Origin of the sequence: Aeromonas salmonicida, from assembly GCF_028355655.1 — a bacterium.
GTDB classification, from domain to species: domain Bacteria; phylum Pseudomonadota; class Gammaproteobacteria; order Enterobacterales; family Aeromonadaceae; genus Aeromonas; species Aeromonas salmonicida.
This window is the reverse complement of sequence record NZ_CP110645.1, coordinates 4,356,605-4,379,210: the sequence shown is the minus strand read 5'-3', so window position 1 is coordinate 4,379,210 and position 22,606 is coordinate 4,356,605. Positions and strand designations below refer to the sequence as shown.

Here is a 22,606-nt window from a genome sequence, read left to right as displayed (position 1 = left end):
TTGGTTGATCTTTGACGAGAAACGGCGGCATCCTTGGGCTGGTGGACAGACCAGCTTAGGGCCGCCGTTTGACATATCGGTGACAACGGGATTGCAGTGTGCAGTTCTGCATGGTTTGTCTTGTTGTCAGGAGAAACAATTGGCGTTGTCTTGGCGCTGTGGCACCTTATACTCTCCCGCCCCATCCTGCCCAGGCACTGCCTTCTAGCGGAATTGTCATGAAGATCGCCATTTTATCCCGTGAGCCCAGAAACTATTCCACCCGCCGTCTGGTCGAGGTGGCGCAGGCCCGCGGTCATCAGGTAGAGGTGCTAGACACCCTGCGCTGCTATATGAATATCGCCTCCCACAGCCCCTCCATTCATTATGAAGGACGAGAGCTGGAGAGTTACGACGCCGTGATCCCGCGCATCGGCGCCAGCATCACCTTTTACGGCACCGCCGTGCTGCGCCAGTTCGAGATGATGAACACCATGGCTCTCAACAGCTCTGTGGCCATCTCCCGTTCCCGCGACAAGCTGCGGGCCATGCAGTTGTTGTCGCGCCACGGCATAGGTCTGCCCATCACCGGCTATGCCCACAGCACCCACGATGTGCCGGATCTCATCACCATGGTGGGAGGGGCACCTCTGGTAGTGAAGCTGCTGGAAGGCACCCAGGGAATTGGCGTTGTGTTGTGCGAGACCCACAAGGCGGCCGAGAGCGTGATCGAGGCCTTTATCCAGACCAATAACAACATATTGGTGCAGGAGTACATCCGTGAGGCCAACGGCGCCGACATTCGCTGCCTAGTGGTCAATGGCAAGGTAGTCGCAGCCATGCGCCGTCAGGCCCAGCCGGGGGAGTTTCGCTCCAACCTGCACCGTGGCGGCACTGCCGAGGCGATCAAGATAAGCCCCGAAGAGCGGGCCACCGCGGTGCAGGCGGCCAAGATCATGGGGCTGGATGTGGCCGGTGTGGATATTCTGCGCTCTGCCCGCGGTCCTCTGGTGCTGGAGGTGAACTCCTCCCCCGGTCTGCAAGGAGTGGAAGCCGCCTCCGGCAAGGATGTGGCTGGCAAGATCATCGAGTTCCTGGAGCTCAAGGCGAGCCGCAAGAACAAGCCCGCCGAATAAGCCGCTGACGGCTTGCATAGCGGTATAAACACAAGGCGCCTTCGGGCGCCTTGTGTTGTTTGCGAGTCGGTTATTTCCGCATTTCCAGCCTGGCGCTGAAGATGCCTGCCTCCAGCCGGGTGTCTATCTGCCAGCCGAGCTTCTCGCAGATGCGCTGTATGATGGTGAGGCCGCAGCCGTAGCCGAGGATCTGATCCGGCGCGGCCGCAGTCGGGTTGCTGATGGTAAGCACGGGCCCGCACAGCTCGATCTCGATATGCCCCTCGGCATAGCTCAAGGCATTTTTCAGCAGGTTGCCGAGGGCAATGGCGAGCAAGGAGAGGGGGGCATTGACCTCGCTTGCCTCGTCCAGGGTGAGCCTGATATCGAGCGTCTCTCGCTGCAACAGCGGGGCGAGGCGTACCAGCTCCTGCCGGATCAGTGGTTCTACCCGTTGCAACGAACGCTCCACCGCCTCCTTGCGACCCAGCAGCAGGAAGGTCTCTGTGAGCAGTGCCATTTCGTCTGCAGCGGCGCGAATGCGGGTGGTGGCACGGGCGGCGGGGGCAGGCAAGTCCGTTACCTTGCCGAGCAGCGCTGCCGACCCCTGGATCACCATGTTGGGGGTGCGCAGCTCATGGCTGGCAAAACGGCTGAACTCCTGCTCGCGGGCGAACACGGCGGCCACCTCGTGCTTGCCGGTCAGCAGTGCCAGCTCGATCTCCCGCAACTCCTGCCAGGGGGCATCGGGCACGAAATCTGCCTGATCCGGGGTGAGGTGGGCGACCCTTTGCTGTAACCGCTGCAGTGGCCCCGTGATGTGACGCACCAACCAGATGCCGAAACCGATGCACGCTATCAGCAGGGTCAAGCCTATGAGCCGGGTAGCCAGATGCAGCTGGTCTTCGTAAGGATCCAGATAGTCGTCGGCGTCGTCGTTGAACACCAGATAGAGCAGCCCCTGGCCGGAGGGATGGGGCCGCACCAGGAAGTGCTTGTCCTCCTCGCCAAGCTGGTGCTCGAAGAAGCCCGGGCTCTGATAGGGCTTGAGCCAGGCTGGCAGTCGGCCCGCTTCGGTCCAGTAACTGGAGAACTGGCGCGGACTGGGGGCGGGGGCCGCCATGCCGAGCTGCAGCCAGTCATCGTTGTAGCGGGTGACCTCGGCTTCCAGCCAGTGACGCAGGCTCAACTCTTCCATCTTGTCTTCGGCCACCACCATCAACAGGCTGATGATGATCAGCAGCAGCATGCCCGCCCCGCTCAGGGTCAGGATCAGGCGATGGCGCAAACTGGGCAGGCTGACCTGGGTATCCGGCTGTGCCTGGTCAAGGCCTCCGGGTTTGGTCATGGGGTCACCCGTCTCTGGTCTGTCATGGCCTCCGGGTGTGGTCATGATATCACCAGTCGATAGCCCTGACCGTGGAGGGTTTCCAGCATGGGGGTAGGGAAGGGTTTGTCGAGGGCGTTGCGCAGGGCATAGATGTGGCTGCGCAGGGCGTCGGAGTCAGGCTCCTCGTCCCCCCAGACTGTCTCCAGCACTTCTTGCCGGCTCACCAGATGGGGGGCGCGGCGCACCAGCAGGGTGAGGATCTGGAACGGAATCTTGCCGAGCTTGAGCTCGACCCCGGCGCGGGTGGCGCGGCCACTGGCGGGATCCAGCGTCAGCTCGCCCACGCTGAGGGCCCCCATGTCGCTGCGGGGGCCACGCAGGGCCAGCGCCTGCAGCCGCACTTCCAGCTCCTCCATGGCGAACGGCTTGACCAGATAGTCATCGCCACCGGCCCGAAAGCCCGCCAGTTTGTCATCCAGACTGTCGCGGGCGGTGAGAAACAGCACAGGGGTTGCTATGCCATCGGCCCGCAGTCGCTCAACCGTGGAGAGGCCATCCAGACGCGGCATCATGACATCCATAATGATGACGTCGAAGCGCTGCTGCGCAAGCAGTTGCAGGGCTGCCTGACCGTGATAGGCGCAGTCCAGCCTGTGCCCGGCCAGCTCCAGGTAATCCATGATGGTTTCCGCTACCTGGGGATTGTCTTCCACCACCAGTATTTTCATGTTTTGATCTCCTGGTTTTGACCGATATTTCACGGTCATCTCACACTGGACGAGGCATCCTGTGTGGCAGTGTAACCCCGAGGATCCCTGATGAAGAAGTCTCTGTGCGCTCTGCTGCTGTTTATATTGTTGCCACTTGGCACTGCGCAGTCGGCCGAGTTCAAGTTGACCGGCCGCACCACCTGGCAACTGGGCCAACTGATGGTCAACGGCATCCCCTTCGTGCTCGACGAAGGGACCCGCTTCAAGGATGGGCTGAGCGAGGACGATCTCGGTGGCCGCTGGGTCGATCTGGAAGGGGTGGTTGAGGAAGGGGTGAGGGTGATCCGCGAGGTGGAGGCGCTGGACGAAGAGGACGAGATGGAGCTGGAGGGACCGGTGGCGCAAGGACGGATCTGGGGCTATGTCACCTCGGATAACAGCCTGGCTCCCTTCGAAGGGCGCTGGCTGGAGCTGGAGTGCAAGTTCGACGGCATGCGGTTGAGCCGTTGCCGCCAGGATGATTGAGCAGCAGGCGCATCTGGCGACCGGAAAAATTGCCCGCCCAGGCCCATAGTTAAACCTCATCAGGGTTTGACCATGGGCCTTCTGTTATGACACGCACCTCCCTCCTGCTGCTTGCTCTGCCGTTCTGCACCCTTGCCGTCGATGGCGAGCTCTGGCAGGTGGAGCTGGAACACAACGATGGCATTCGGCTGCAATTTCAAGGGGCCGAGCTGGAGCTTGGCAGCGCCGCACTGGTCGGTGTGCGTCAGTTTTCCGACCTCAAACCCGGCATGAAGCTCGCCATCCTGAGTCGCAACGGCGTCGCCGAACATATTCGCCTTCATGAACACGCGCCTGAGTCAGAACCGGCTGCCCAGTGGCGCCGGGCGGAGGGCACCTTGCTCGCCGTGACGGGTCATGCGCTGCAATTGCAGGGGCTGGGCACAATGACATTTGATGCCGGTACCCGCTGGCTCAACGGCAGCCCCGCCGATCTGCAACCGGGGCGTACCCTGGTGCTGACCCGTGACGAGACGGGCCGCGTGACCGAGATACTGATCCCGAATCCGGAGGATGAGCCGAAATAATGCCGAGGCCTTGCTCATTTAATTGGGAAATATTTAAATTGCTAAATTAGAGTTCTCTTTTTTAAGATATTCTTAAATATGATTAAGTGACGAATAAAATAATAGAGCGCATGCTCTGATATTGTATTGCTCAATATAAAACAATGCTGAATATATCTGTCGATTAATTCTGTTTATATATTGAAGTGTGGGCTTGATCGCATAATGAGATTGATGCGACTGATACTGTCATACTCACATGCTGCCCGTTGATATATAAATTGGGTGAATGCATGTCAGTGTTTAATATATTGGGGTTGCTATGAAAAAACTAAAAATAACTGGCTTGTCATTAATCATATCCGGCCTGCTGATGGCACAGGCGCAAGCGGCAGAGCCCGTCTATCCAGACCAGCTTCGCCTTTTTTCATTGGGGCAAGAGGTCTGTGGCGACAAGTATCGCCCCGTCAATCGAGAAGAGGCGCAGAGCGTCAAAAGCAATATTGTCGGCATGATGGGGCAGTGGCAAATAAGCGGACTCGCCAACGGCTGGGTCATTATGGGGCCGGGGTATAATGGTGAAATAAAACCAGGTTCAGCGTCCAGCACTTGGTGCTATCCGACCAATCCTGCTACCGGAGAAATACCGACTCTGTCTGCCCTGGATATTCCAGATGGTGATGAAGTAGATGTGCAATGGCGGCTGGTACATGACAGTGCGAATTTCATCAAACCAACCAGTTATCTGGCCCATTATCTCGGCTATGCCTGGGTAGGGGGAAATCACAGTCAATATGTCGGCGAAGACATGGATGTGACCCGTGATGGCGATGGCTGGGTGATCCGTGGCAACAATGACGGTGGCTGCGATGGTTATCGCTGTGGTGACAAGACCTCCATCAAGGTGAGCAATTTTGCCTACAACCTGGATCCTGACAGTTTCAAGCATGGCGATGTGACCCAGTCCGACCGCCAACTGGTCAAGACGGTGGTGGGGTGGGCTATCAACGACAGCGACACGCCTCAATCCGGTTATGACGTCACCCTGCGCTACGACACCGCCACCAACTGGTCAAAGACCAACACCTATGGCCTGAGCGAGAAGGTGACCACCAAGAACAAGTTCAAGTGGCCGCTGGTGGGGGAAACCGAGCTCTCCATCGAGATTGCTGCCAACCAGTCCTGGGCCTCCCAGAACGGGGGCTCGACCACCACCTCTTTGTCCCAGTCCGTGCGCCCGACAGTGCCGGCCCACTCCAAGATCCCGGTGAAGATAGAGCTCTACAAAGCCGACATCTCCTACCCCTACGAGTTCAAGGCCGATGTCAGCTATGACCTGACCCTGAGCGGTTTCCTGCGCTGGGGTGGCAATGCCTGGTATACCCATCCGGACAACCGCCCTAACTGGAACCACACCTTCGTCATAGGGCCATACAAGGACAAGGCCAGCAGTATCCGCTACCAGTGGGACAAGCGTTATATCCCGGGTGAAGTGAAGTGGTGGGATTGGAACTGGACCATACAGCAGAACGGTCTGCCTACCATGCAGAATAACCTGGCCAGGGTGCTGCGCCCGGTGCGGGCCGGGATCACAGGTGATTTCAGTGCCGAGAGCCAGTTTGCCGGCAACATCGAAATCGGCGCTCCCGTGCCGGTCGCTGCCGCCAGCCACTCGAGCCGTGCTCGCAACCTGGGTGCCGGTCAGGGTCTGAGACTGGAGATCCCGCTCGATGCACAAGAGCTCTCCGGGCTTGGCTTCAACAATGTCAGCCTCAGCGTGACCCCTGCTGCCAACCAATAATGGCAGTGTGTTGCAGTAAGAGAACCGGGCCCATGGCCCGGTTGTTGTTTGCACTGGTCGGTCTTGTTGAAGGCTTGTGCTTTCCATTTCCCCACTTATACTGGCGCCATCTTGTCGGAGTGCCAACCGTCGAACGACGCAAGGCTGAGACCGTTAATTCGGGATCCGTGGAACCTGATCAGGCTAGCACCTGCGAAGGGAAACAAGGGTAACCAGTGGGTTGCCGCGCCGGGGAGGAACAAGCTTCCCCGCTCGCCGAGAGGAGTGATCCGACCGGCAAGCCAGTGCGCACAAGAGGGAGCCTGCCATCCTGTTCTGTCGCCTTGTCCATCAGGGGGAGTACAGAAGATGCGCAGGAGGAAGCCAAGGCTTCAGTTTTGCTCCCTCTTGAATGCAAACCTCACCCACAGGTTCATCACTTCTCCTCGAACTCCAGACAAGCAAACACCCATAACTTCAATCAGTTAATGTGAGTTTTGCTATGTCTACCTCAAAAACTTCCGTGCCGGAAAATGCCAAGTCAGTCCCCGTCGGCCGCCGCGAGCAGCGTGCCAGTGCCCAGCGTTTTATCGACAATCTCAAGGGGATGGCCCATCCCAACTCCAGCCGCATCTTTATCGAAGGTTCTCGCCCCGATATCCGGGTTGGGCTGCGTGAAATTGCCCTGGCTGACACCCTGGTGGGGGGCAGCAAGGATAACCCGCAGTTCGAAGCCAACGAGCCTGTCCCTGTCTACGACACCTCGGGTGCCTACGGTGATGAGCATGCGGTTATCGATGTGCGTCTCGGTCTGCCGCGCCTGCGGGAAAGCTGGGTACGGGAGCGCGGTGACACCGAAGAGCTTGATGATCTCAGCTCCGCCTTCACCCAGGAGCGCCTCGCCGATGAGGGGCTGGATCACCTGCGTTTCGATAACTTGCCCAAGCCCCGTCGCGCCAAGCCTGGCTGCCGGGTAACCCAGCTGCACTATGCCCGTCAGGGGCTGGTCACCCCCGAGATGGAATTTATCGCCATCCGCGAGAACATGGGCCGCGAGCGGGTGCGCTCCGAGCTGCTGCTGCGCCAGCACCCGGGTCAGGGTTTCGGTGCCCGCCTGCCCGAGAACATCACCCCCGAGTTCGTGCGCGATGAGGTGGCCGCCGGCCGCGCCATCATTCCCAACAACATCAACCACCCGGAAACCGAGCCCATGATCATAGGCCGCAACTTCCTGGTGAAGATCAACGCCAACATAGGCAACTCGGCGGTCAGCTCCAGCATTGAAGAGGAGGTGGAGAAACTGGTCTGGTCCACCCGCTGGGGCGCCGACACCGTCATGGATCTCTCCACCGGTCGCAACATCCACGAGACCCGCGAGTGGATCCTGCGCAACAGCCCTGTGCCCATCGGCACAGTGCCCATCTATCAGGCGCTGGAAAAAACCAACGGCATCGCCGAAGACCTCACCTGGGAGCTGTTTCGCGACACCCTGCTCGAACAGGCCGAGCAGGGGGTGGATTACTTCACCATCCATGCCGGCGTGCTGCTGCGCTACGTGCCCATGACCGCCAAGCGCCTCACCGGTATCGTCTCCCGTGGCGGCAGCATCATGGCCAAGTGGTGCCTGTCGCACCACAAGGAGAACTTCCTCTACCAGCATTTTCGCGAGATCTGCGAGCTGTGCGCCGCCTATGACGTGGCCCTGTCGCTTGGGGATGGTCTGCGTCCCGGCTCTGTCTATGACGCCAACGACGAGGCCCAGTTCGCCGAGCTGCGCACCCTGGGCGAGCTCACCAAGATCGCCTGGGAGTACGACGTCCAGGTGATGATAGAGGGGCCGGGCCATGTGCCCATGCACATGATAGAGCGCAACATGACGGAGCAGTTGGAGCATTGTCACGAGGCGCCTTTCTATACCCTGGGCCCGCTCACCACCGACATAGCCCCCGGTTATGATCACTTCACCTCCGGCATAGGGGCCGCCATGATCGGCTGGTATGGCTGCGCCATGCTCTGCTACGTCACCCCCAAGGAGCACCTGGGGCTGCCGAACAAGGAGGATGTGAAGCAGGGTCTCATCACCTACAAGATCGCCGCCCACGCCGCTGACTTGGCCAAGGGTCACCCCGGTGCCCAGATCCGCGACAACGCCATGTCCAAGGCGCGCTTTGAATTTCGTTGGGAGGATCAGTTCAATCTGGCGCTGGATCCCGAGACCGCCCGCGCCTACCACGACGAGACCCTGCCCCAGGAGTCCGGCAAGGTGGCGCACTTCTGCTCCATGTGTGGCCCCAAGTTCTGCTCCATGAAGATCACCCAGGACGTGCGCGACTACGCGGCCAGTCTGGAGGCGGTCGAGGTGAAACTGGTGGGCATGGATGGCCAGCAGGAGCGGGTAGTGGCCGAGGTCGAGAGCGGCATGGCGCAGATGGCAGAAACCTTCAAAGAGAAAGGTAGCGAGCTCTACCATCAGGCGGCGGCCCTCAAACCGGCGCGGGAGGAGGCATGAACAGCCGACCCATCGTCTGGACCATAGCCGGTTCCGACTCGGGGGGCGGTGCCGGCATTCAGGCCGATCTGCATACCTTGCACGATCTCGGTGTGCACGGTTGCTCTGTCATCACCGCCATCACTGCCCAGAACTCGGTGGCGGTGAAGATGGTCGATCCCGTGCTGATGCAGACTTTCACCGCCCAGATCGACGCTCTCGGCGTCGACTTGCCCCCGGCGGCAATCAAGATAGGCCTGCTGCCGACCCGGCTCCATGTGGAGGTGCTGGCCCGGCGGCTCGATACTCTGACGGCCCCCTTCGTGGTCTACGACCCGGTGGCCATCGCCAGCACTGGCACCCCCATGGCCGAAGCCAACATGCTGGCGGCGGTGCGCGAACATCTGCTGCCGCGCCTCTCCCTCATCACCCCGAACGGCCCCGAACTGGAGGCGCTGACTGGCATTCCCGCCAGCAGCCCTGAGCTGGTGCGGGCGGGGGCGGCGCGACTGCGCGAACTGGGCGCCCGCGCCGTGCTGGTCAAGGGCGGGCATCTGGGCTGGAGCGACGAGCTCTGCCTCGATTACTACCAGGACGAGCAGCGCGAGTTCTGGCTGGGAGCACCGCGTATCGACACCCGCCACGGCCATGGCACCGGCTGCTGTTATGCCAGCGCCATCGCCGCCGTGGTGGCGCAGGATCACCCGGTCGATGACGCCATCACGCTCGCTCGTGCCTATTTGCAACAGGGGCTAGCGGGGGCGCAAGGGGTGGGTGCCGGCCCTGGCCCCATCGCCCATCTCGGCTGGCCAGCGGATCTTGCCCACTTCCCCCGCGCCGTGCTGGCAGGGTCAAGCCTGGATCGCCGCTTTGGTCTCTATCCTGCCAGCGAGGCCCGCCTGCCCGGGGGCCCCTTTGCCGCGACCGAACAGCATCTGGGCCTCTATCCTGTGGTGGATTCGGTCAAGTGGCTCAAGCGTCTGCTGGGGGCCGGGGTCAAGACCCTGCAACTGCGCATCAAGAACCTGCCCGCTGCCCAGGTGGCACCGGTCATTGCCGAGGCGGTAGCGCTGGGTCGCCGCTTTGGTGCGCGGCTCTTTATCAACGACTACTGGCAGCAGGCCATAGCCGCCGGTGCCTATGGCGTGCATCTGGGGCAGGAGGACATGGAGACGGCGGATCTCGCCGCCATCCAGGCCGCCGGCCTGCGCCTCGGTCTCTCCACTCACGGCTACTTCGAGCTGATACGGGCCCGGGAGCTGGCCCCTTCCTACATGGCGCTGGGTCATATCTTCCCAACCAACACCAAGCAGATGCCGTCCCGCCCTCAGGGGCTGGTGCGACTGCAACGCTACCAGACACTCATGTGCGACTGGCCGACGGTCGCCATCGGCGGCATCGGCGAGGATCGCGTGGCTGCGATCAAAGCGTGCGGGGTCGGCAGCATTGCCCTGGTGTCAGCCATCACGGCCAGTGACGATTGGCAGGGGGCCACAGCCCGATTGCTGGCGGCAGTGGGGGCGGGGGATGAGCCTTGCTCTGCGCTTATCCATCAGGCCATCACGCAGCAGGAGGCCGATCATGCTCTCTGATGCGGAATACCTGCGCTACGGCAGGCAACTGATGCTGAGCGAAATCGGCGAGGCGGGGCAGGCGAGGCTGAAAGAGGCATCCGTGCTGATCGTCGGCCTCGGTGGGCTCGGCTCACCGCTGGCGCTCTATCTGGTCGGAGCCGGGGTGGGTACCTTGTGGCTCGCCGACGGCGACGTGGTGGATTCCAGCAACCTGCCGCGTCAGATCCTGTTCGATTCCGAGGCGGTCAATCACTCCAAGGCCGAGCTGGCCCGGGAGCGGCTGGCGGCCCACAACCCCCATGTGGAGCTGATCGCCATCAATCAGCGGCTCGATGAGCAGAGCCTGCCGGCCTTCGTGGCCGAGGTGGATCTGGTTGTCGACTGCTGCGACAACCTGGCCAGCCGCCACGCCATCAACGCCGCCTGCGTGGCCCAGCACAAGCCCTGGATCTCGGCCGCCGCCGTCGGCTGGCAGGGTCAGCTGATGGTGCGAACCGCCCCCGAGCACGCCTGCTACGCCTGCCTCTATCCGCTGGATACCCGCATCACGGAGAGCTGCCAGAGCAGCGGCGTTGCAGGCCCATTGGTGGGGGTGATGGGCGCCTTGCAGGCGCTGGAAGCCTTGCGTCTGCTGCTGGGCAAACCCAGCCCGGTGGCGGGCACCCTGCGCCGTTTCGATGCCCTGACCCACGAGTGGCAGACCTTGGGGTTGTCCCCTGATCCCGCCTGTTCCGTGTGCGGCGCCGCTACCTTTGCCAATCCCATGGAGGATGCGCAATGAAGATCAGATTGAACGACAGCGAGCTGGTGCTGACGACCAGCCCGGAGAGCCAGATCTGCGTGGCCGAGCTGCTGGCGGCTCGCGAGGTTGCCCCGCAGGGGGTGGCGGTGGCCCTCAATGGCGCCGTGCTACCTCGCAGCCGCTGGCCAGACACCCGGCTCAATGACGGGGATGAACTCCACCTTTTCACTGCCATCGCCGGAGGCTGAGATGCTGACCATAGCCGACCATGAATTTTCGTCCCGCCTCTTTACCGGTACCGGCAAGTTTGCCCGCCCGGATCTGATGGCGGCCGCCATCGAAGCAAGCGGCTCCCGGCTGGTGACCATGGCCATCAAGCGCCTCGAACCCGGCAAGCGCCACGACGATATCCTCACCCCGCTGCTCAAGCTCGGGGTCAAGCTGCTGCCCAACACCTCGGGCGCCAAGACGGCCGCTGAGGCGGTGTTTGCCGCCCATCTGGCCCGGGAGGCGCTCGGCACAAACTGGCTGAAACTCGAGATCCACCCCGATCCCAAGTACCTGCTGCCCGATCCCATAGAGACCCTCAAGGCGGCCGAACAGCTGGTGAAAGAGGGTTTCGTGGTGCTGCCCTACTGCGGGGCCGATCCCGTGCTCTGCAAGCGGCTGGAAGAGGTGGGCTGCGCCGCCGTCATGCCGCTCGGCGCCCCCATCGGCTCCAATCAGGGGCTGGTGACCCGGGATTTCCTCGCCATCATCATCGAACAGGCGCGGGTGCCCGTAGTGGTGGATGCGGGGATAGGTGCGCCGAGCCACGCCGCCGCCGCCTTTGAGCTGGGGGCCGACGCCGTGCTGGTCAACACCGCCATCGCCGTGAGCCGGGATCCGGTCGCCATGGGCCGCGCCTTCGCGCTCGCCTGCGAGGCAGGTCGCAGCGCCTATCTGGCGGGCCTCGGCGCGCGCGGGCTGCAAGCCAGCGCCTCCAGCCCGCTCACCGATTTTCTGGAGGCGCTATGACTCAGGGTATTGGGCAAGATGTGGCGTCTGGATGCGCCCCGCTCCGATTGGGAGAGAGGTTGGGGGGGAGGGTATCAGAGGTGAGGGACGCGGAGGCACACCCCTCCTTTATCAGCCGCTGGCGCGAGCTGGAGTGGGATGATATCGGCATGCAGATCCGCGCCAAGACGACCCGGGATGTCGAGCTGGCCCTCGGCAAGCCCCGTCGCAATCTGCAGGATTTTATGGCGCTGATCTCGCCAGCCGCCGAGGCGTTTTTGCCGCAGATGGCGGCTGAGGCCGAGCGCCTCACCCGCCAGCGTTTCGGCAATACGGTGGGTTTCTATGTGCCCCTCTATCTGTCGAACCTCTGTGCCAACGACTGCTCCTACTGCGGCTTCTCCATGAGCAACCGCCTCAAGCGCAAGACGCTGGATGCAGAGGAAATTGAGCGCGAGTGTCTGGCCATCAAGGCGCGCGGTTTCGACAGCGTGCTGCTGGTGACCGGTGAGCACGAGAGCAAAGTGGGCATGGCCTATTTTCGTGAGCATCTGCCGCAGATCCGCCGCCATTTCAGCGCGTTGGCGATGGAGGTGCAGCCACTGTCACAAGTCGATTACGCCGAGCTCAAAACCCTGGGACTGGATGCCGTCATGGTCTATCAGGAGACCTACCACGCCCCCAGTTACGCCCGCCATCATCTGCGCGGCAACAAGCAGGATATTGCGTGGCGGCTTGCCACCCCGGAGCGGCTCGGTCGCGCCGGCATCGACAAGATAGGGCTGGGGGCGCTTATTGGCCTCTCTTCGGATTGGCGCGCCGACAGCTATTTCGTTGCCGAGCACTTGAGCTGGCTCGAGCGCCACCACTGGCAGAGCCGCTATTCGCTCTCCTTCCCGCGCCTGCGCCCCTGCACCGGCGGCCTGCAGCCCGAGGTGGTGATGTCGGACAGGCAGCTGGTGCAACTTATCTGCGCCTGGCGCCTCTTCTCGCCAACCCTGGAGTTGTCGCTCTCCACCCGGGAATCCCCTGCGTTTCGCAACGGCGCCCTGCGCCTTGGCATCACCCAGATGTCGGCGGAGTCGCGCACCCAGCCGGGCGGCTATGCAGAAGGGGATAAAGAGGAGTTGGAGCAGTTCGCCATCCATGACGCTCGCCCGCTGGGTGAGGTCGCGGCCGCCGTGCGGCAGGCAGGGTTACAGCCGGTGTTCAAGGACTGGGAGGCGTTTTTGGGCCGATAGGGGCGGCCACGCCCCCTTTGCCGGTGGCATCCGGGCGTCCAGCCAGACGCTGTGCCTGTGGCAAGCAGGCACGGCTGCGCCGTGCAATCGTAGGGTCGATTAGCCGTCAGGCGTAATCGTCCGTTCCGAGGTATGGTGTTGGCGGCAGGGGCCGTTGTGTGGTGGCACGGCTTTGCCGTGCAGGACGCGAGGCCGCTGGCCTCGAAGGGGTTTCGCCCGCCCTTCGGGCTTGGGCGAGTGACTTTTCTTTGCGTGGCCAAAGAAAAGTCACCAAAAGAAAGGCCAGCCCCGCTTATTCGCCCGACTTCGTCGGGTGCCTTCGGCTCACCCGCTTGTCCGACGGCACGCGCCGACGGGCCATCCATGGCCCGGCCCCGCTCGCTCGACATCCTGTCTCGCGGCCTGGACAAGCGGGTTAGCCTCAGCGAATAAGAGGGGGTTAATAACAACACCCATTTCATCAGGGAGCCTAAAGCAGTAATAGCCCCAGCTTTAGGTAACTTTGAACGCAATGACATTTGCATTGAGTTTCAATGGCGACAGGATATATAAAAGATATAACGACTGGACTGAAGTTGATTTTTTGTACAAAAAGAGTAGCTTTGTTATGTGTTTCTATGAATGGACTCATAACATGAACTTAATTGATTTTGGTCAGTTGATTAAAATTTATCGTGAACACAGGGATATCTCACAAGAAAAACTTTCTGAAGTGATTGGTGGTGATATTAATCGCTCTGTTATAGCGCATCTGGAACAAGGGGTTAGATTACCTAAGCCTGAACAGATCAAATCAATATGTTCAGCGCTGGATATACCAAAACCTATGTGGTGTCATTTTGCAGATGTTACATCACAAAGTAGGTTGGATTTTGAGGGTGTTTTGAAAGAGCTTGTTGGGGAGACTCTAGAAGTTGGTAACCATGATGCGCAGGCAATAACAGCTCTGGATGAGCTGATAAAGTCTTTGTTTAGCAATATTCCAAGTCACCATCAAAAGCACGATATATTTAATAGTGTCTTGGTGTTTTATAACAAAGGTCCTATTTCTCTCTCATTTTTTGAAAAATACTTCAAGCGTTCTGCTTTTAGTGATATGGATTCATTCCAAAGAGCTGTAGAAGCATATCAAATAGATGCAATAAGAATCTACCCTACCTTTGAGGATGCCTTTATCTCTATGTCATCCTCGGATGATATTTCCTATATTCTCGCTCAAATTTCAAAAAAAGATACAACTTCCTATGGTGATAGAACTGAATGGGGTTGCATCAATAATATAGATGATAAGCTTCTTCCTGATTTAGGTTATATATCTGCCAAGCAAGTTAGGCAGGAGGTCACAGAAAGAAAATGGCTTATTGAGCAACTTGAGATGCTATCGGAAAAGGGTGAAAGATATCTCAAGGGATTGACTGTAAAAAAGAAAAATAAAATAGATGCCTATCTGAGGAAATTTGATTCTGTTTTTTTGCATGGTATTAACTCGTCACTGTTTGTATTTGATAAGGACGAGCTCGCTAGAGAAGCAGCTAGGTTAGCTCCTTTACAAGAGGATGGGCGTTTAATTCAGATGGAGAAAACTCAGAAGATTGCATTACAAAATTTGTCTAATTATCTTGCCGCAGACTATATGGACGTATATATAGCAACATCAATGCGCTCGGAGGCTGATTACATATCAGTTAACAACTTTGTAAAGTCTCTTTTTGATACTCCTAGCATTAGAGAGCTCAAACTGAGATATTTTAACCCGACGCAGTCTTGGATAGATGACCGGGTTGCCAAGGGGTTGGTGGAGGCGTTGATGTTGAAGCGTGCTTCCATGACTATATATATGGCACAAAAGTCGGATACGTTTGGGAAAGATTCTGAAGCATCCGTAGCCCTTGGGCAGGGAAAACCAGTAATAGTTTATGTACCTAAACTGGTTATTGAGGGTAGAGATCAAATTGATGTTGAAGAATACTTCAAAAGTTCTCGAGGGAAGCTTGCCGATATTTATAATTCTTTGCCTGATGAGGACAGTGGGGAAGAGGATGAAATAAATGACACAATCGATGATGAGGCCATTATATCAACAATATTGAATAGTAAAATTAGCTCAGCAGATGATGTCTCTATTTGCGATGCGGTTCGTAGTATATGGGCAGACTTCGACCTTTATAATGAAGTCCATAGAGTGCCTGATGATTTAAAAGAAAAGTATCGAGAGTGGTTAGATACTGTGATTAAGAATGTGCATGTTAATACGATTGATGTGAGCATTAGAGAGCATTTGGTAAGGGTGTTAATTGCAACATCAATTAACTTTGAAAAAAGAGCAAAGATTTTTAGAGAAGTTCATCCATTAGCATTGCAAGTTATACTATCCTCTGGTGTTTTAAATGGAATTCTAGTCACGAGGACTGTCGCTCAGTGTGCAAAAATTGTGGAATGTATAGTAAAAAATGAGTTTTCCCTAGTGATGAATCGCGACGAAGATAATTATCGCGTCATAGAACATAACACTGGTTCAACAATAAGGGTTATATCAAGGCATGCCCTGCTGCGGAATGCATTTCAATCATATTATAAGGGTTCTTAATTCCAATGGAGAGCAGGTGTGATAGCCTGCTCTTTATTTTAATGCTAAGTTCTTCTTACAATGAACCTATGGCTGCTTATACATATATCTCAGGCTTCGGAATATTTATTTTCGCGCTATAAATTTTTTATAAAGACTGTTTTTAAACATATTTGTTCTTTCGGGTAATAAAAATCTATTTTTATTTTAGTGTGCCTTTGTAAGTATATTATTCATCAATTTCATGGCTTGGTTTTGCCAAGCTGGCTGAGGTAATCCGTCAGCGAGAAGGGCTGAGCAAATTCCTTCATGCCTACCAATCTGTCCAGCTCTGCCTGACCAATCTGCTGCAACTGGGTTTGCTGGGCCGGAGTTAGTGTAGTGGCCCTCGCCTTGAGCAAGGTGTCGAGAAAACTACGGTCTCCCTCTACGGCTTGATGGAATGCCTTGAGCGCCAGCGCATTGACCTCTGCTGCAGTGCAGCGTTCCATGCTTTTCTCATGCAGATAGATAAGCAGGGTCGCCTGTTGCTCCCTCTCCAACGACCAGAAGGGGTCGCTTTTCGCGGGCAGTGCGGAGCTGTGTTGTGACTTGATCGCTTCACAACGCTCAAACGCCGGATCCAGATCGTGCAGTGACAGTGCAAGGGCGTTTGAGCTGATCGTAAGTAGCGGGAAGAGCAAAGCAAGACCGTTGAGGCCGCTACGCAGTGCCTCGACCTCATCCTCTTGCGGTGTTTGGGGTGGGGTTAATTGCATCTGACTTCCTGCTTGATGGTGTTTATCGGGCTGCAGCTTCCAGCGCGGCTATCTCCCCGCCGCTTATCAACGGCAGATTCTGGCTGATCTGCTCCACCGGCCAGTCCCACCAGGCGAGGGTGTTGAGGCGGGCTATGGTGTCGTCGTCAAAGCGGTAGCGGATCACCCGGGCTGGGTTGCCGCCGACCACGGCATAGGCGGGCACGTCGCCGGTGACGACGGAGCGGGCGGCGATAATGGCGCCGTTGCCGACATTCACGCCCGGCATGATCAACGCGTCATAGCCTATCCAGACATCGTTGCCAATCACCGTATCTCCCTTGTAAGGCAGCGTGCCCGGTGCGGGGGCTGCGCTCTCCCAGCCGTTGCCGAAGATAAAGAAGGGATAGGTGGAGAAGCCGGAGCTCTGGTGGTTGGCGCCGTTCATGATGAACTTGACCCCGCGGGCGATTGCGCAGAACTTGCCGATGATCAGTTTGTCGCCGATGAAGGGGAAGTGATAGAGGACGTTGCGCTCAAAGCCTGCCGAGTCTTCCGGGTCGTCGTAATAGCTGTAGTCGCCCACCTCGATATTGGGCCCCTTGATGGTGTTCTTGATAAAGCACACCTGGGGGAAGCCCTTCATGGGGTAGGGATTGGCGGGATCGGGTCCGTACAAGATGCTCTCCTTTCGAATCTGTCAGCACACTACCGTAAAGGAAGTTGATGATGGCATGCCACCTTTTTGTGGTGGTGCACTCGCCAGCCTTTGTCGCCCCGTCGTCATGTGCGCATCGACCCGGGGCGGGTTTGTCTCTAGCATGGAGCTGATGCGGGGCCTGGGCTCCGTCACGGGCTTTTGACGAAGTCCGTTCCACGGACTGATGGCGGAGAGAAGAGATGATGAATATGCGTTCCTTGTTGATGGTGGGGGCCCTGCTCCTGGGCGGTTGCAGTATCAATCCCTATGGCGGTACTCCGGCGCCTGTCACCGAGCCGGATCAGCCTGTGATCCAGCCAGAGAAACCTGTGACCAAGCCGGATGCCGGGGCGCCGCTACCCAAGCCGGTGGCCCCGACCGGGCTGGCGCTTTCCATGGCGGATGCCTTCGTGCAGGCCCCCGAGGTGCGGGAGCTGGCGCAGAGTGGCAATGCCGTGCTGCTGCTTACCCCGCCCCGAGACGGCACCAATGACGAGCTCGATACCAGCACAATGGCGGCGGCCATGAGCAAGCGGATCCAGTCCAAAAGCGGTTTTCGCTTCGTCGATCCTGGTCAGGTGGCCGCCATCACGGGGCAGCTCGAGTATCAGCAGGGGAGAATGAATCCGGCATCCTTGGTGCGGCTTGGCCGCCAGACCGGGGCCGGTTACATGCTCTATGGGGATCTGGTGTCCGAGGGGAGTCGCTATCGGCTCACCATGAGCCTGATGGAGCTGCGCAGTGGCGAGCTGCTCTGGAACGGCAGCCGCTCCGCCAGCCACTAAACATGACAAAGAGGCTTGATTGCCGTCGCATTCAACCCTCTTGTTTCCATGACCCTGGCTGCGCCTGTTACTGCCCCGTCTTCTTCAGAAAATAGGTGATATGCCCAGGCGGCATATCCGGTAGTTCGCCAAAGACGGTATAGCCCTGCTTCTGGTAGAAGGGCAGGGCCTGGAAGCTGGTGGTTTCCAGATGAAAGTGGGTGATGCCCTTGTCGCTGGCATATTGCTCCATGGTGGCGAGCAGGCGGGCGCCCCAGCCATCCTTGCGGATGCCTTCGTCGATCCAGAGCCAGTCCACGTGCAGCCAGCCCCACTTGATATCGGCGACTATGCCGCCGAGCACCTTGCCTTGTTCATCCTTGATAAAGCTGGCGATCCGCTCGCGCAGGTGTGTGCCAGCCTGGGCTGTGTTGTAGCCAGACAGGCCGATCCGCAGGGCATCGAGCTCCTCATCCTGCGGCGGTAGGGGCGGGGTCAGTCGCATATTGGCTCCAGGTCCATGAAAAGAGCCTCAATAAATAAGGGTTTGGACTCAATATGGTCAAGCCTTCCGGCCACAGAACCGGAAATTATCTATTCCCGGTGACCTGTTTCGACGATCAGATAAAAGCTTTACGACCGGGGGACTCGTCAAATCTCTGGAAAATAGCAGGCGGCGATATCGACGGGCTGATCCGGGCAGCCGGGCAGATAGAAGTGCCAGCCGGCGTCGGAGAAAGCGCGCAGCTCACTTTCGACAAATTTCAGGGCCAGGCTCAGGGCCTGCAAGGCGTCTATGCCATGGATAAATGTCTTGTCGCCAAGCCCGGCCAGCTTCACTTTGCAGCGATAGTCGCCACTGGTGGATTTGGGGTCGGGTTGCGGGGCGCCGATGGCAATTTTCAGGGTCACTTGTTCGCCCTCCAGGCTCACGGCATCGAATTTGGCGGTGACTATGGTTCTCTTCATCTGGATATTCCTTCTCCGGTTGACGGCCGTCCTCGCTTGCTGGCGCTGAGCTGGCGTCCCTGGGCGGCTGATGGGGTGACAATAGACTCAAGATGGTCAGCCTAAAGGAACTGCCCCAGCGAAACAATCACTTGCCTGTGCGCAGTGTGAGCGGGATCGGCTTCTCCGGGGACAGTGCTCGGCACCGCATCACAATCCGCAGGCCCTGCTTGCCGGGGTGAAGGATATTCAGAACGCAGTCTTGTTATTGCTCAAGTCAATTAATTCAGAAGGCGGCATAATTATTTTCACAAAACCATTATCTATATTTTTGATATTACCAGATGGATTGTTGGTCATGTTTATATGATCGACTGATTAATGTATGGTTTGCCGTGATGTTATGATTCTGGAATCAAGCGGTTGTATTCTGGTCGAAATGACACATTCTGTTTTCATTTCAAACAAAGTTATTCAAACAGTCATGAATTATTAACCTTGACCTTGATTGCGTTTTCAACGATGGTAGCGTGGCATATCCGTTTCATATTGGCTGTCCTGTTGACCGCTGACGGGTTTGTGTTTTCTAAAAAATGAGTACGATGTGCGCAGACATATCACCTGCCTATTACACGGGCCAATAAAATAATGTGACAGACAAATAAGGTGTATATCGCAATGAGTATAGCTATTGCTGAAAAGAATAATTCAGTCTCAAAGTTGAAATGGGAGAGAAGTGATTCGGTATGGACCATGGGCTTATATGCCACAGCCGTCGGTGCTGGAACCCTTTTTCTCCCCATTACCGTTGGCAGTAATGCTCCGATCATACTGCTGTTTATTTTATTGATGGCATTTCCGCTCTCTTATTATTCCCACCGCGCCTTGAGTCGCTTCGTGTTATCCAGTTCCCATCGGGAAGGGGATATTACCCATGTGGTGGAGGAACATTTTGGCCCCAGGGCGGGCAAGCTGCTGATGCTGGTCTATCTGATGGCCTTCTACCCCATCATTCTGGTCTACAGCATCTCCATCACCAATGCCATCGAGAGCTTCATGGTGCATCAGATGGGCGGCGCAATGGTCAGCCGTGGCTGGCTGGTGCTGGCTGTGATGCTGGGTCTGCATCTGATCCTGCTGACCGGCAAACAGGTGGTGGTGTCGGCCATCAGCGTGCTGGCGCTGCCCATGGTCGCCTTCCTGCTCGGCATCTCCATTTATCTGCTGCCCCAGTGGAGCCTCTCCTATTTCACCGAGAGTCAGGCGGTGGAGTGGCGCGATCCCGCCTTCTGGAAATCCCTCTGGCTGATAGTGCCAGTGATGGTTTTCTCGTTCAGCCATGCCCCCATCATCTCCTCCTTTACCGCCGCCCAGAAGAAGCGCTGCCATGTGAGTGCCGACGTGCGCAGCAAGCGCATCATCAAGTGCAGCAGCCTGCTGATCTGCGGCAGCGTGCTGTTTTTTGTCATCAGCTGTGTGATGAGCCTGAGTCAGGCGGAAATGGCGCTGGCCCGTACCGACAATATTTCCGTGCTGTCGGCGCTGGCGAACAAATTTTCCAATCCGCTTATCGCCTATGTGGGTCCGCTCATTGCCATTCTGGCCATGTCCAAATCCTTCCTCGGCACTTCAATGGGGGTGAACGAGGGGACTGTGAGCATGGTGAGCGGCGCCTGTCGGGGGCTTGGGCTCTCCCTCGGGGAGGTCACCATAGCCAGGGTCTCATCCGTCATCCTGTTCGTGGTGACCGGCGTCATCACCTATCTGAACCCCAATGTGCTGAATATCATAGAGAAGGTGAGCGGCCCCCTGATAGCGGTGATCCTGTTCCTGCTGCCCGCCTACGCCATCTATCGTCTGCCGGTGCTCAAGGGGTATCGCGGTGCGAGCACACTGTTCGTGATGGTGGTGGGTCTGCTCGCCATCTCTGCGCTGATCTATGACCTGATCTGACGGCCTGCATGCCGCGTGAAACAAAAGGGGCGACCACCTGGTCGCCCCTTTTTCGTCTGCGTGACGGGTCAGCCCAGCAGGGTCGAGACGCTCTGCCCCGCCATCAACAGACCTATGGCCAGGGCGCTGAACCAGACCAGCGTCGCGCTGACCAGCAGGTAGCCGCTGGCGACGAACAGGCCGTCTCGCTGCAGCATGCCGATGGCCAGCAGCAGAATGGCCCAGGCGGGCATGGCGTTGGTGAAGGGGATGGCCCCCAGCGGCAGCATCAGCAACAGGGCGGCCAGCATGAGCAAGAGACCGTTGCAGCGGTTGACGGCACTGCTGCCGGTCAGCAGCAGGAGGCGCGGGCGAATGAAGCGATCGATGCGGGCCAGCAAGTCAGCGCCCTTGTGCAGGGTCGGCTTTAGCTGATCGGCGGCGAAGCGGCGTTCCATCAGGATGGCGGGCAGCCAGGGCACCCGGTTGAGGGTGATGCCGATACCGATAAACAGGATCAGCAGGCCAAACGGGGTGCTGACGCCAGGGATGGAAACCGGCAGCAGGAAGGGCACAGTGAGCAGCACGCAAAACAGCAGCATGCCCTGTTCACCCACCAGGGCCAGCATCTGACGCAGGCTGATATGGCTCTCCTCTATGGCGTGGGCGGTTGCCCGCAGTGTGTCGGAGAGCTTGTGTTGTGGGTCCTTGAGTTGCGCGGCAACCATTCCCGAGTTTCCTTCTGATGAGTGGAGTCGGGTCACCATGACCCGGTTGCGCGCCAGCATACGTGGCAGAGGTTAATCCCCGATGAATAACGGTGGCAGCGATGAGTGGCCTGGTGGCGGGATATGGTCGCGGCAGCTGAGTGTGATCCTCCCGGCGAAAATGGGTTGATACAGGCCTGGTTTAGGATGGGGGTCAGGGGGCTCTGATATGCTTGGTGGGCACTGGTGCACAAGCAGAGGAACTGTGATGAAACGAGCAGGGATCATGATGATGGGGCTTTTGCTGCCGCTGGGGCAGGCCTGGAGCGCCGACGGCGAGGCCGGGCTTGGCTGGCAGGTGACGCCGTTTTTTGGCTACAGCTCGTCCATCGACTTCGAGGCGAACGATGACCCCCAACCCGTGCCTGTCTCCACCAAGCTGGAGTCATTGCAGGGGGATAGATCCGGCAGCTGGGGCCTGTTCATCAGCAAGGAGGTGGATGACCCCGGCATGATAGAGCTGCTCTACAGCCACCAATCCACCCGCCTCTCCCCGGATCAGTCGGAGCGGCTGACGGTGGATACCCTGCACTTCGCCGGAGCCCTCACCCTGTCGGACAACCTGATGGCCCCCTACATAGGCGCCGGCATAGGGGCGACGCGCTTCGCCGCCTACGACAGCGAGCTGGCCCCTTCCATGTCGCTGGCACTCGGGGTGCAGCCGCGTCTGACCGAGCATCTGACGCTGCGGGCCGAGGTACGCGGCTACGGCACCCTGGTCAACGACAACAGCCAGTTCCTCTGCAACCCGGATGACTGCGTGTTCAAGGTGCGCGGCGAGCTGGTGACCCAGTGGCAGGCCAATATCGGCCTGACCCTGAGGTTTTGATGCCTGCCAGCGCTGTGGAGTGCAGTGTCAGACAATGCCGCGGGTGATCCGGCTAAGGGGCTCGTTGACGTCGAACAGCTTGTACTGCACAGCGCTGGCGCCCATGGCGAGCACCCGCTGCTCGTGCATTGTCGCGTAGGCGAGGGCGCTGGCCTCATCCTCGAACAGATAGATGCCGCCCGCCTCGCCGGTGCGCGGGTTCTCGGTCCAGATCTTGGAGATGAAGCCGGGCTCCCGGCTGATGGACTCGGCCAGCGGCATGGCGGCGGCTGTCAGTGCCGGCCCCATCTGCTCGGCGGGGAAATTGAAATGGATTTGCAGCAAACTGGGCATGATGC

Annotated in this window: 22 protein-coding genes and 1 riboswitch; of the genes, 14 read left to right on the top strand and 8 right to left on the bottom strand. The window is 58.4% G+C overall.

Going from position 1 to position 22,606, the window contains the following annotated elements:
* Nucleotides 1-218 precede the first annotated feature (218 nt).
* The gene (gene rimK, locus ONZ54_RS20405) at nt 219-1,115 is read left to right on the top strand and encodes a 30S ribosomal protein S6--L-glutamate ligase (protein WP_005316298.1); all 897 of its coding nucleotides are present in this window, start codon (nt 219-221) and stop codon (nt 1,113-1,115) included.
* A gap of 70 nt (nt 1,116-1,185) precedes the next feature.
* Here rimK and ONZ54_RS20400 read toward each other — a convergent pair whose 3' ends face one another.
* Together ONZ54_RS20400 and ONZ54_RS20395 are read right to left on the bottom strand one after the other, a co-directional pair.
* Nucleotides 1,186-2,442, bottom strand: a complete 1,257-nt coding sequence (locus ONZ54_RS20400; RefSeq protein WP_271787025.1) for a sensor histidine kinase — start codon at nt 2,440-2,442, stop codon at nt 1,186-1,188.
* 41 nt (nt 2,443-2,483) lie between these two features.
* On the bottom strand, nt 2,484-3,152 hold the full coding sequence (locus ONZ54_RS20395) for a response regulator transcription factor (protein WP_271787024.1): 669 nt from the start codon (nt 3,150-3,152) through the stop codon (nt 2,484-2,486).
* Between the two features lie 90 nt (nt 3,153-3,242).
* Here ONZ54_RS20395 and ONZ54_RS20390 point away from each other — a divergent pair, with 90 nt between their 5' ends.
* The 10 genes from ONZ54_RS20390 (at nt 3,243) to ONZ54_RS20345 (ending at nt 15,612) form a co-directional block, all read left to right on the top strand.
* Nucleotides 3,243-3,659: a hypothetical protein gene (locus ONZ54_RS20390; RefSeq protein ID WP_059168861.1), complete on the top strand. Its 417-nt coding sequence runs from the start codon at nt 3,243-3,245 to the stop codon at nt 3,657-3,659.
* 86 nt (nt 3,660-3,745) lie between these two features.
* Nucleotides 3,746-4,225, top strand: a complete 480-nt coding sequence (locus tag ONZ54_RS20385) for a hypothetical protein (protein ID WP_271787023.1) — start codon at nt 3,746-3,748, stop codon at nt 4,223-4,225.
* Between the two features lie 301 nt (nt 4,226-4,526).
* Nucleotides 4,527-6,005, top strand: a complete 1,479-nt coding sequence (gene aerA / locus ONZ54_RS20380) for a beta-barrel pore-forming toxin aerolysin (protein WP_271787022.1) — start codon at nt 4,527-4,529, stop codon at nt 6,003-6,005.
* A 105-nt stretch (nt 6,006-6,110) separates the two neighbouring features.
* Nucleotides 6,111-6,224, top strand: a riboswitch (TPP riboswitch).
* A gap of 262 nt (nt 6,225-6,486) precedes the next feature.
* Complete coding sequence (gene thiC, locus ONZ54_RS20375) at nt 6,487-8,493, top strand: phosphomethylpyrimidine synthase ThiC (RefSeq protein WP_271787021.1); 2,007 nt, start codon at nt 6,487-6,489, stop codon at nt 8,491-8,493.
* Complete coding sequence (thiE, locus tag ONZ54_RS20370) at nt 8,490-10,064, top strand: thiamine phosphate synthase (protein ID WP_271787020.1); 1,575 nt, start codon at nt 8,490-8,492, stop codon at nt 10,062-10,064. Before thiC ends, thiE begins: the two co-directional genes overlap by 4 nt.
* A complete protein-coding gene (locus ONZ54_RS20365) occupies nt 10,054-10,827 on the top strand; it encodes a HesA/MoeB/ThiF family protein (protein ID WP_271787019.1) in 774 nt (257 codons plus the stop codon). Before thiE ends, ONZ54_RS20365 begins: the two co-directional genes overlap by 11 nt.
* Nucleotides 10,824-11,036, top strand: a complete 213-nt coding sequence (gene thiS / locus ONZ54_RS20360) for a sulfur carrier protein ThiS (protein WP_125597361.1) — start codon at nt 10,824-10,826, stop codon at nt 11,034-11,036. Before ONZ54_RS20365 ends, thiS begins: the two co-directional genes overlap by 4 nt.
* A gap of 1 nt (nt 11,037) precedes the next feature.
* A complete protein-coding gene (locus ONZ54_RS20355; RefSeq protein WP_256686859.1) occupies nt 11,038-11,805 on the top strand; it encodes a thiazole synthase in 768 nt (255 codons plus the stop codon).
* Nucleotides 11,802-13,025, top strand: a complete 1,224-nt coding sequence (thiH, locus tag ONZ54_RS20350; protein ID WP_271787018.1) for a 2-iminoacetate synthase ThiH — start codon at nt 11,802-11,804, stop codon at nt 13,023-13,025. Before ONZ54_RS20355 ends, thiH begins: the two co-directional genes overlap by 4 nt.
* A gap of 634 nt (nt 13,026-13,659) precedes the next feature.
* Entirely contained in the window at nt 13,660-15,612 is a 1,953-nt protein-coding gene (locus ONZ54_RS20345) for a helix-turn-helix domain-containing protein (protein WP_271787017.1), read from the top strand.
* 221 nt (nt 15,613-15,833) lie between these two features.
* Here the strand turns inward: ONZ54_RS20345 and ONZ54_RS20340 are convergent, their stop codons facing one another.
* On the bottom strand, nt 15,834-16,349 hold the full coding sequence (locus ONZ54_RS20340) for a hypothetical protein (RefSeq protein WP_271787016.1): 516 nt from the start codon (nt 16,347-16,349) through the stop codon (nt 15,834-15,836).
* 22 nt (nt 16,350-16,371) lie between these two features.
* A complete protein-coding gene (locus ONZ54_RS20335; RefSeq protein ID WP_271787015.1) occupies nt 16,372-17,007 on the bottom strand; it encodes a Vat family streptogramin A O-acetyltransferase in 636 nt (211 codons plus the stop codon).
* Between the two features lie 224 nt (nt 17,008-17,231).
* Here ONZ54_RS20335 and ONZ54_RS20330 point away from each other — a divergent pair, with 224 nt between their 5' ends.
* A complete protein-coding gene (locus ONZ54_RS20330) occupies nt 17,232-17,813 on the top strand; it encodes a penicillin-binding protein activator LpoB (protein WP_087757457.1) in 582 nt (193 codons plus the stop codon).
* 67 nt (nt 17,814-17,880) lie between these two features.
* Here the strand turns inward: ONZ54_RS20330 and ONZ54_RS20325 are convergent, their stop codons facing one another.
* Both ONZ54_RS20325 and ONZ54_RS20320 read right to left on the bottom strand, forming a co-directional pair.
* On the bottom strand, nt 17,881-18,297 hold the full coding sequence (locus ONZ54_RS20325) for a GNAT family N-acetyltransferase (RefSeq protein ID WP_155602136.1): 417 nt from the start codon (nt 18,295-18,297) through the stop codon (nt 17,881-17,883).
* A 146-nt stretch (nt 18,298-18,443) separates the two neighbouring features.
* The gene (locus tag ONZ54_RS20320) at nt 18,444-18,761 is read right to left on the bottom strand and encodes a DUF6968 family protein (RefSeq protein ID WP_005316246.1); all 318 of its coding nucleotides are present in this window, start codon (nt 18,759-18,761) and stop codon (nt 18,444-18,446) included.
* 876 nt (nt 18,762-19,637) lie between these two features.
* Here ONZ54_RS20320 and ONZ54_RS20315 point away from each other — a divergent pair.
* On the top strand, nt 19,638-20,693 hold the full coding sequence (locus tag ONZ54_RS20315) for an amino acid permease (protein ID WP_271787014.1): 1,056 nt from the start codon (nt 19,638-19,640) through the stop codon (nt 20,691-20,693).
* Between the two features lie 68 nt (nt 20,694-20,761).
* On the opposite strand, the gene ONZ54_RS20310 is transcribed toward ONZ54_RS20315, so the two are convergent.
* Nucleotides 20,762-21,400: an exopolysaccharide biosynthesis protein gene (locus ONZ54_RS20310; protein ID WP_169047270.1), complete on the bottom strand. Its 639-nt coding sequence runs from the start codon at nt 21,398-21,400 to the stop codon at nt 20,762-20,764.
* A gap of 247 nt (nt 21,401-21,647) precedes the next feature.
* Here ONZ54_RS20310 and ONZ54_RS20305 point away from each other — a divergent pair, with 247 nt between their 5' ends.
* Complete coding sequence (locus ONZ54_RS20305; RefSeq protein ID WP_271787013.1) at nt 21,648-22,268, top strand: outer membrane beta-barrel protein; 621 nt, start codon at nt 21,648-21,650, stop codon at nt 22,266-22,268.
* Nucleotides 22,269-22,295: 27 nt separating this feature from the next.
* Here ONZ54_RS20305 and ONZ54_RS20300 read toward each other — a convergent pair whose 3' ends face one another.
* Nucleotides 22,296-22,601, bottom strand: coding sequence for a monooxygenase (locus ONZ54_RS20300; RefSeq protein WP_271787012.1), 306 nt, complete (start codon nt 22,599-22,601; stop codon nt 22,296-22,298).
* Nucleotides 22,602-22,606: the final 5 nt, after the last annotated feature.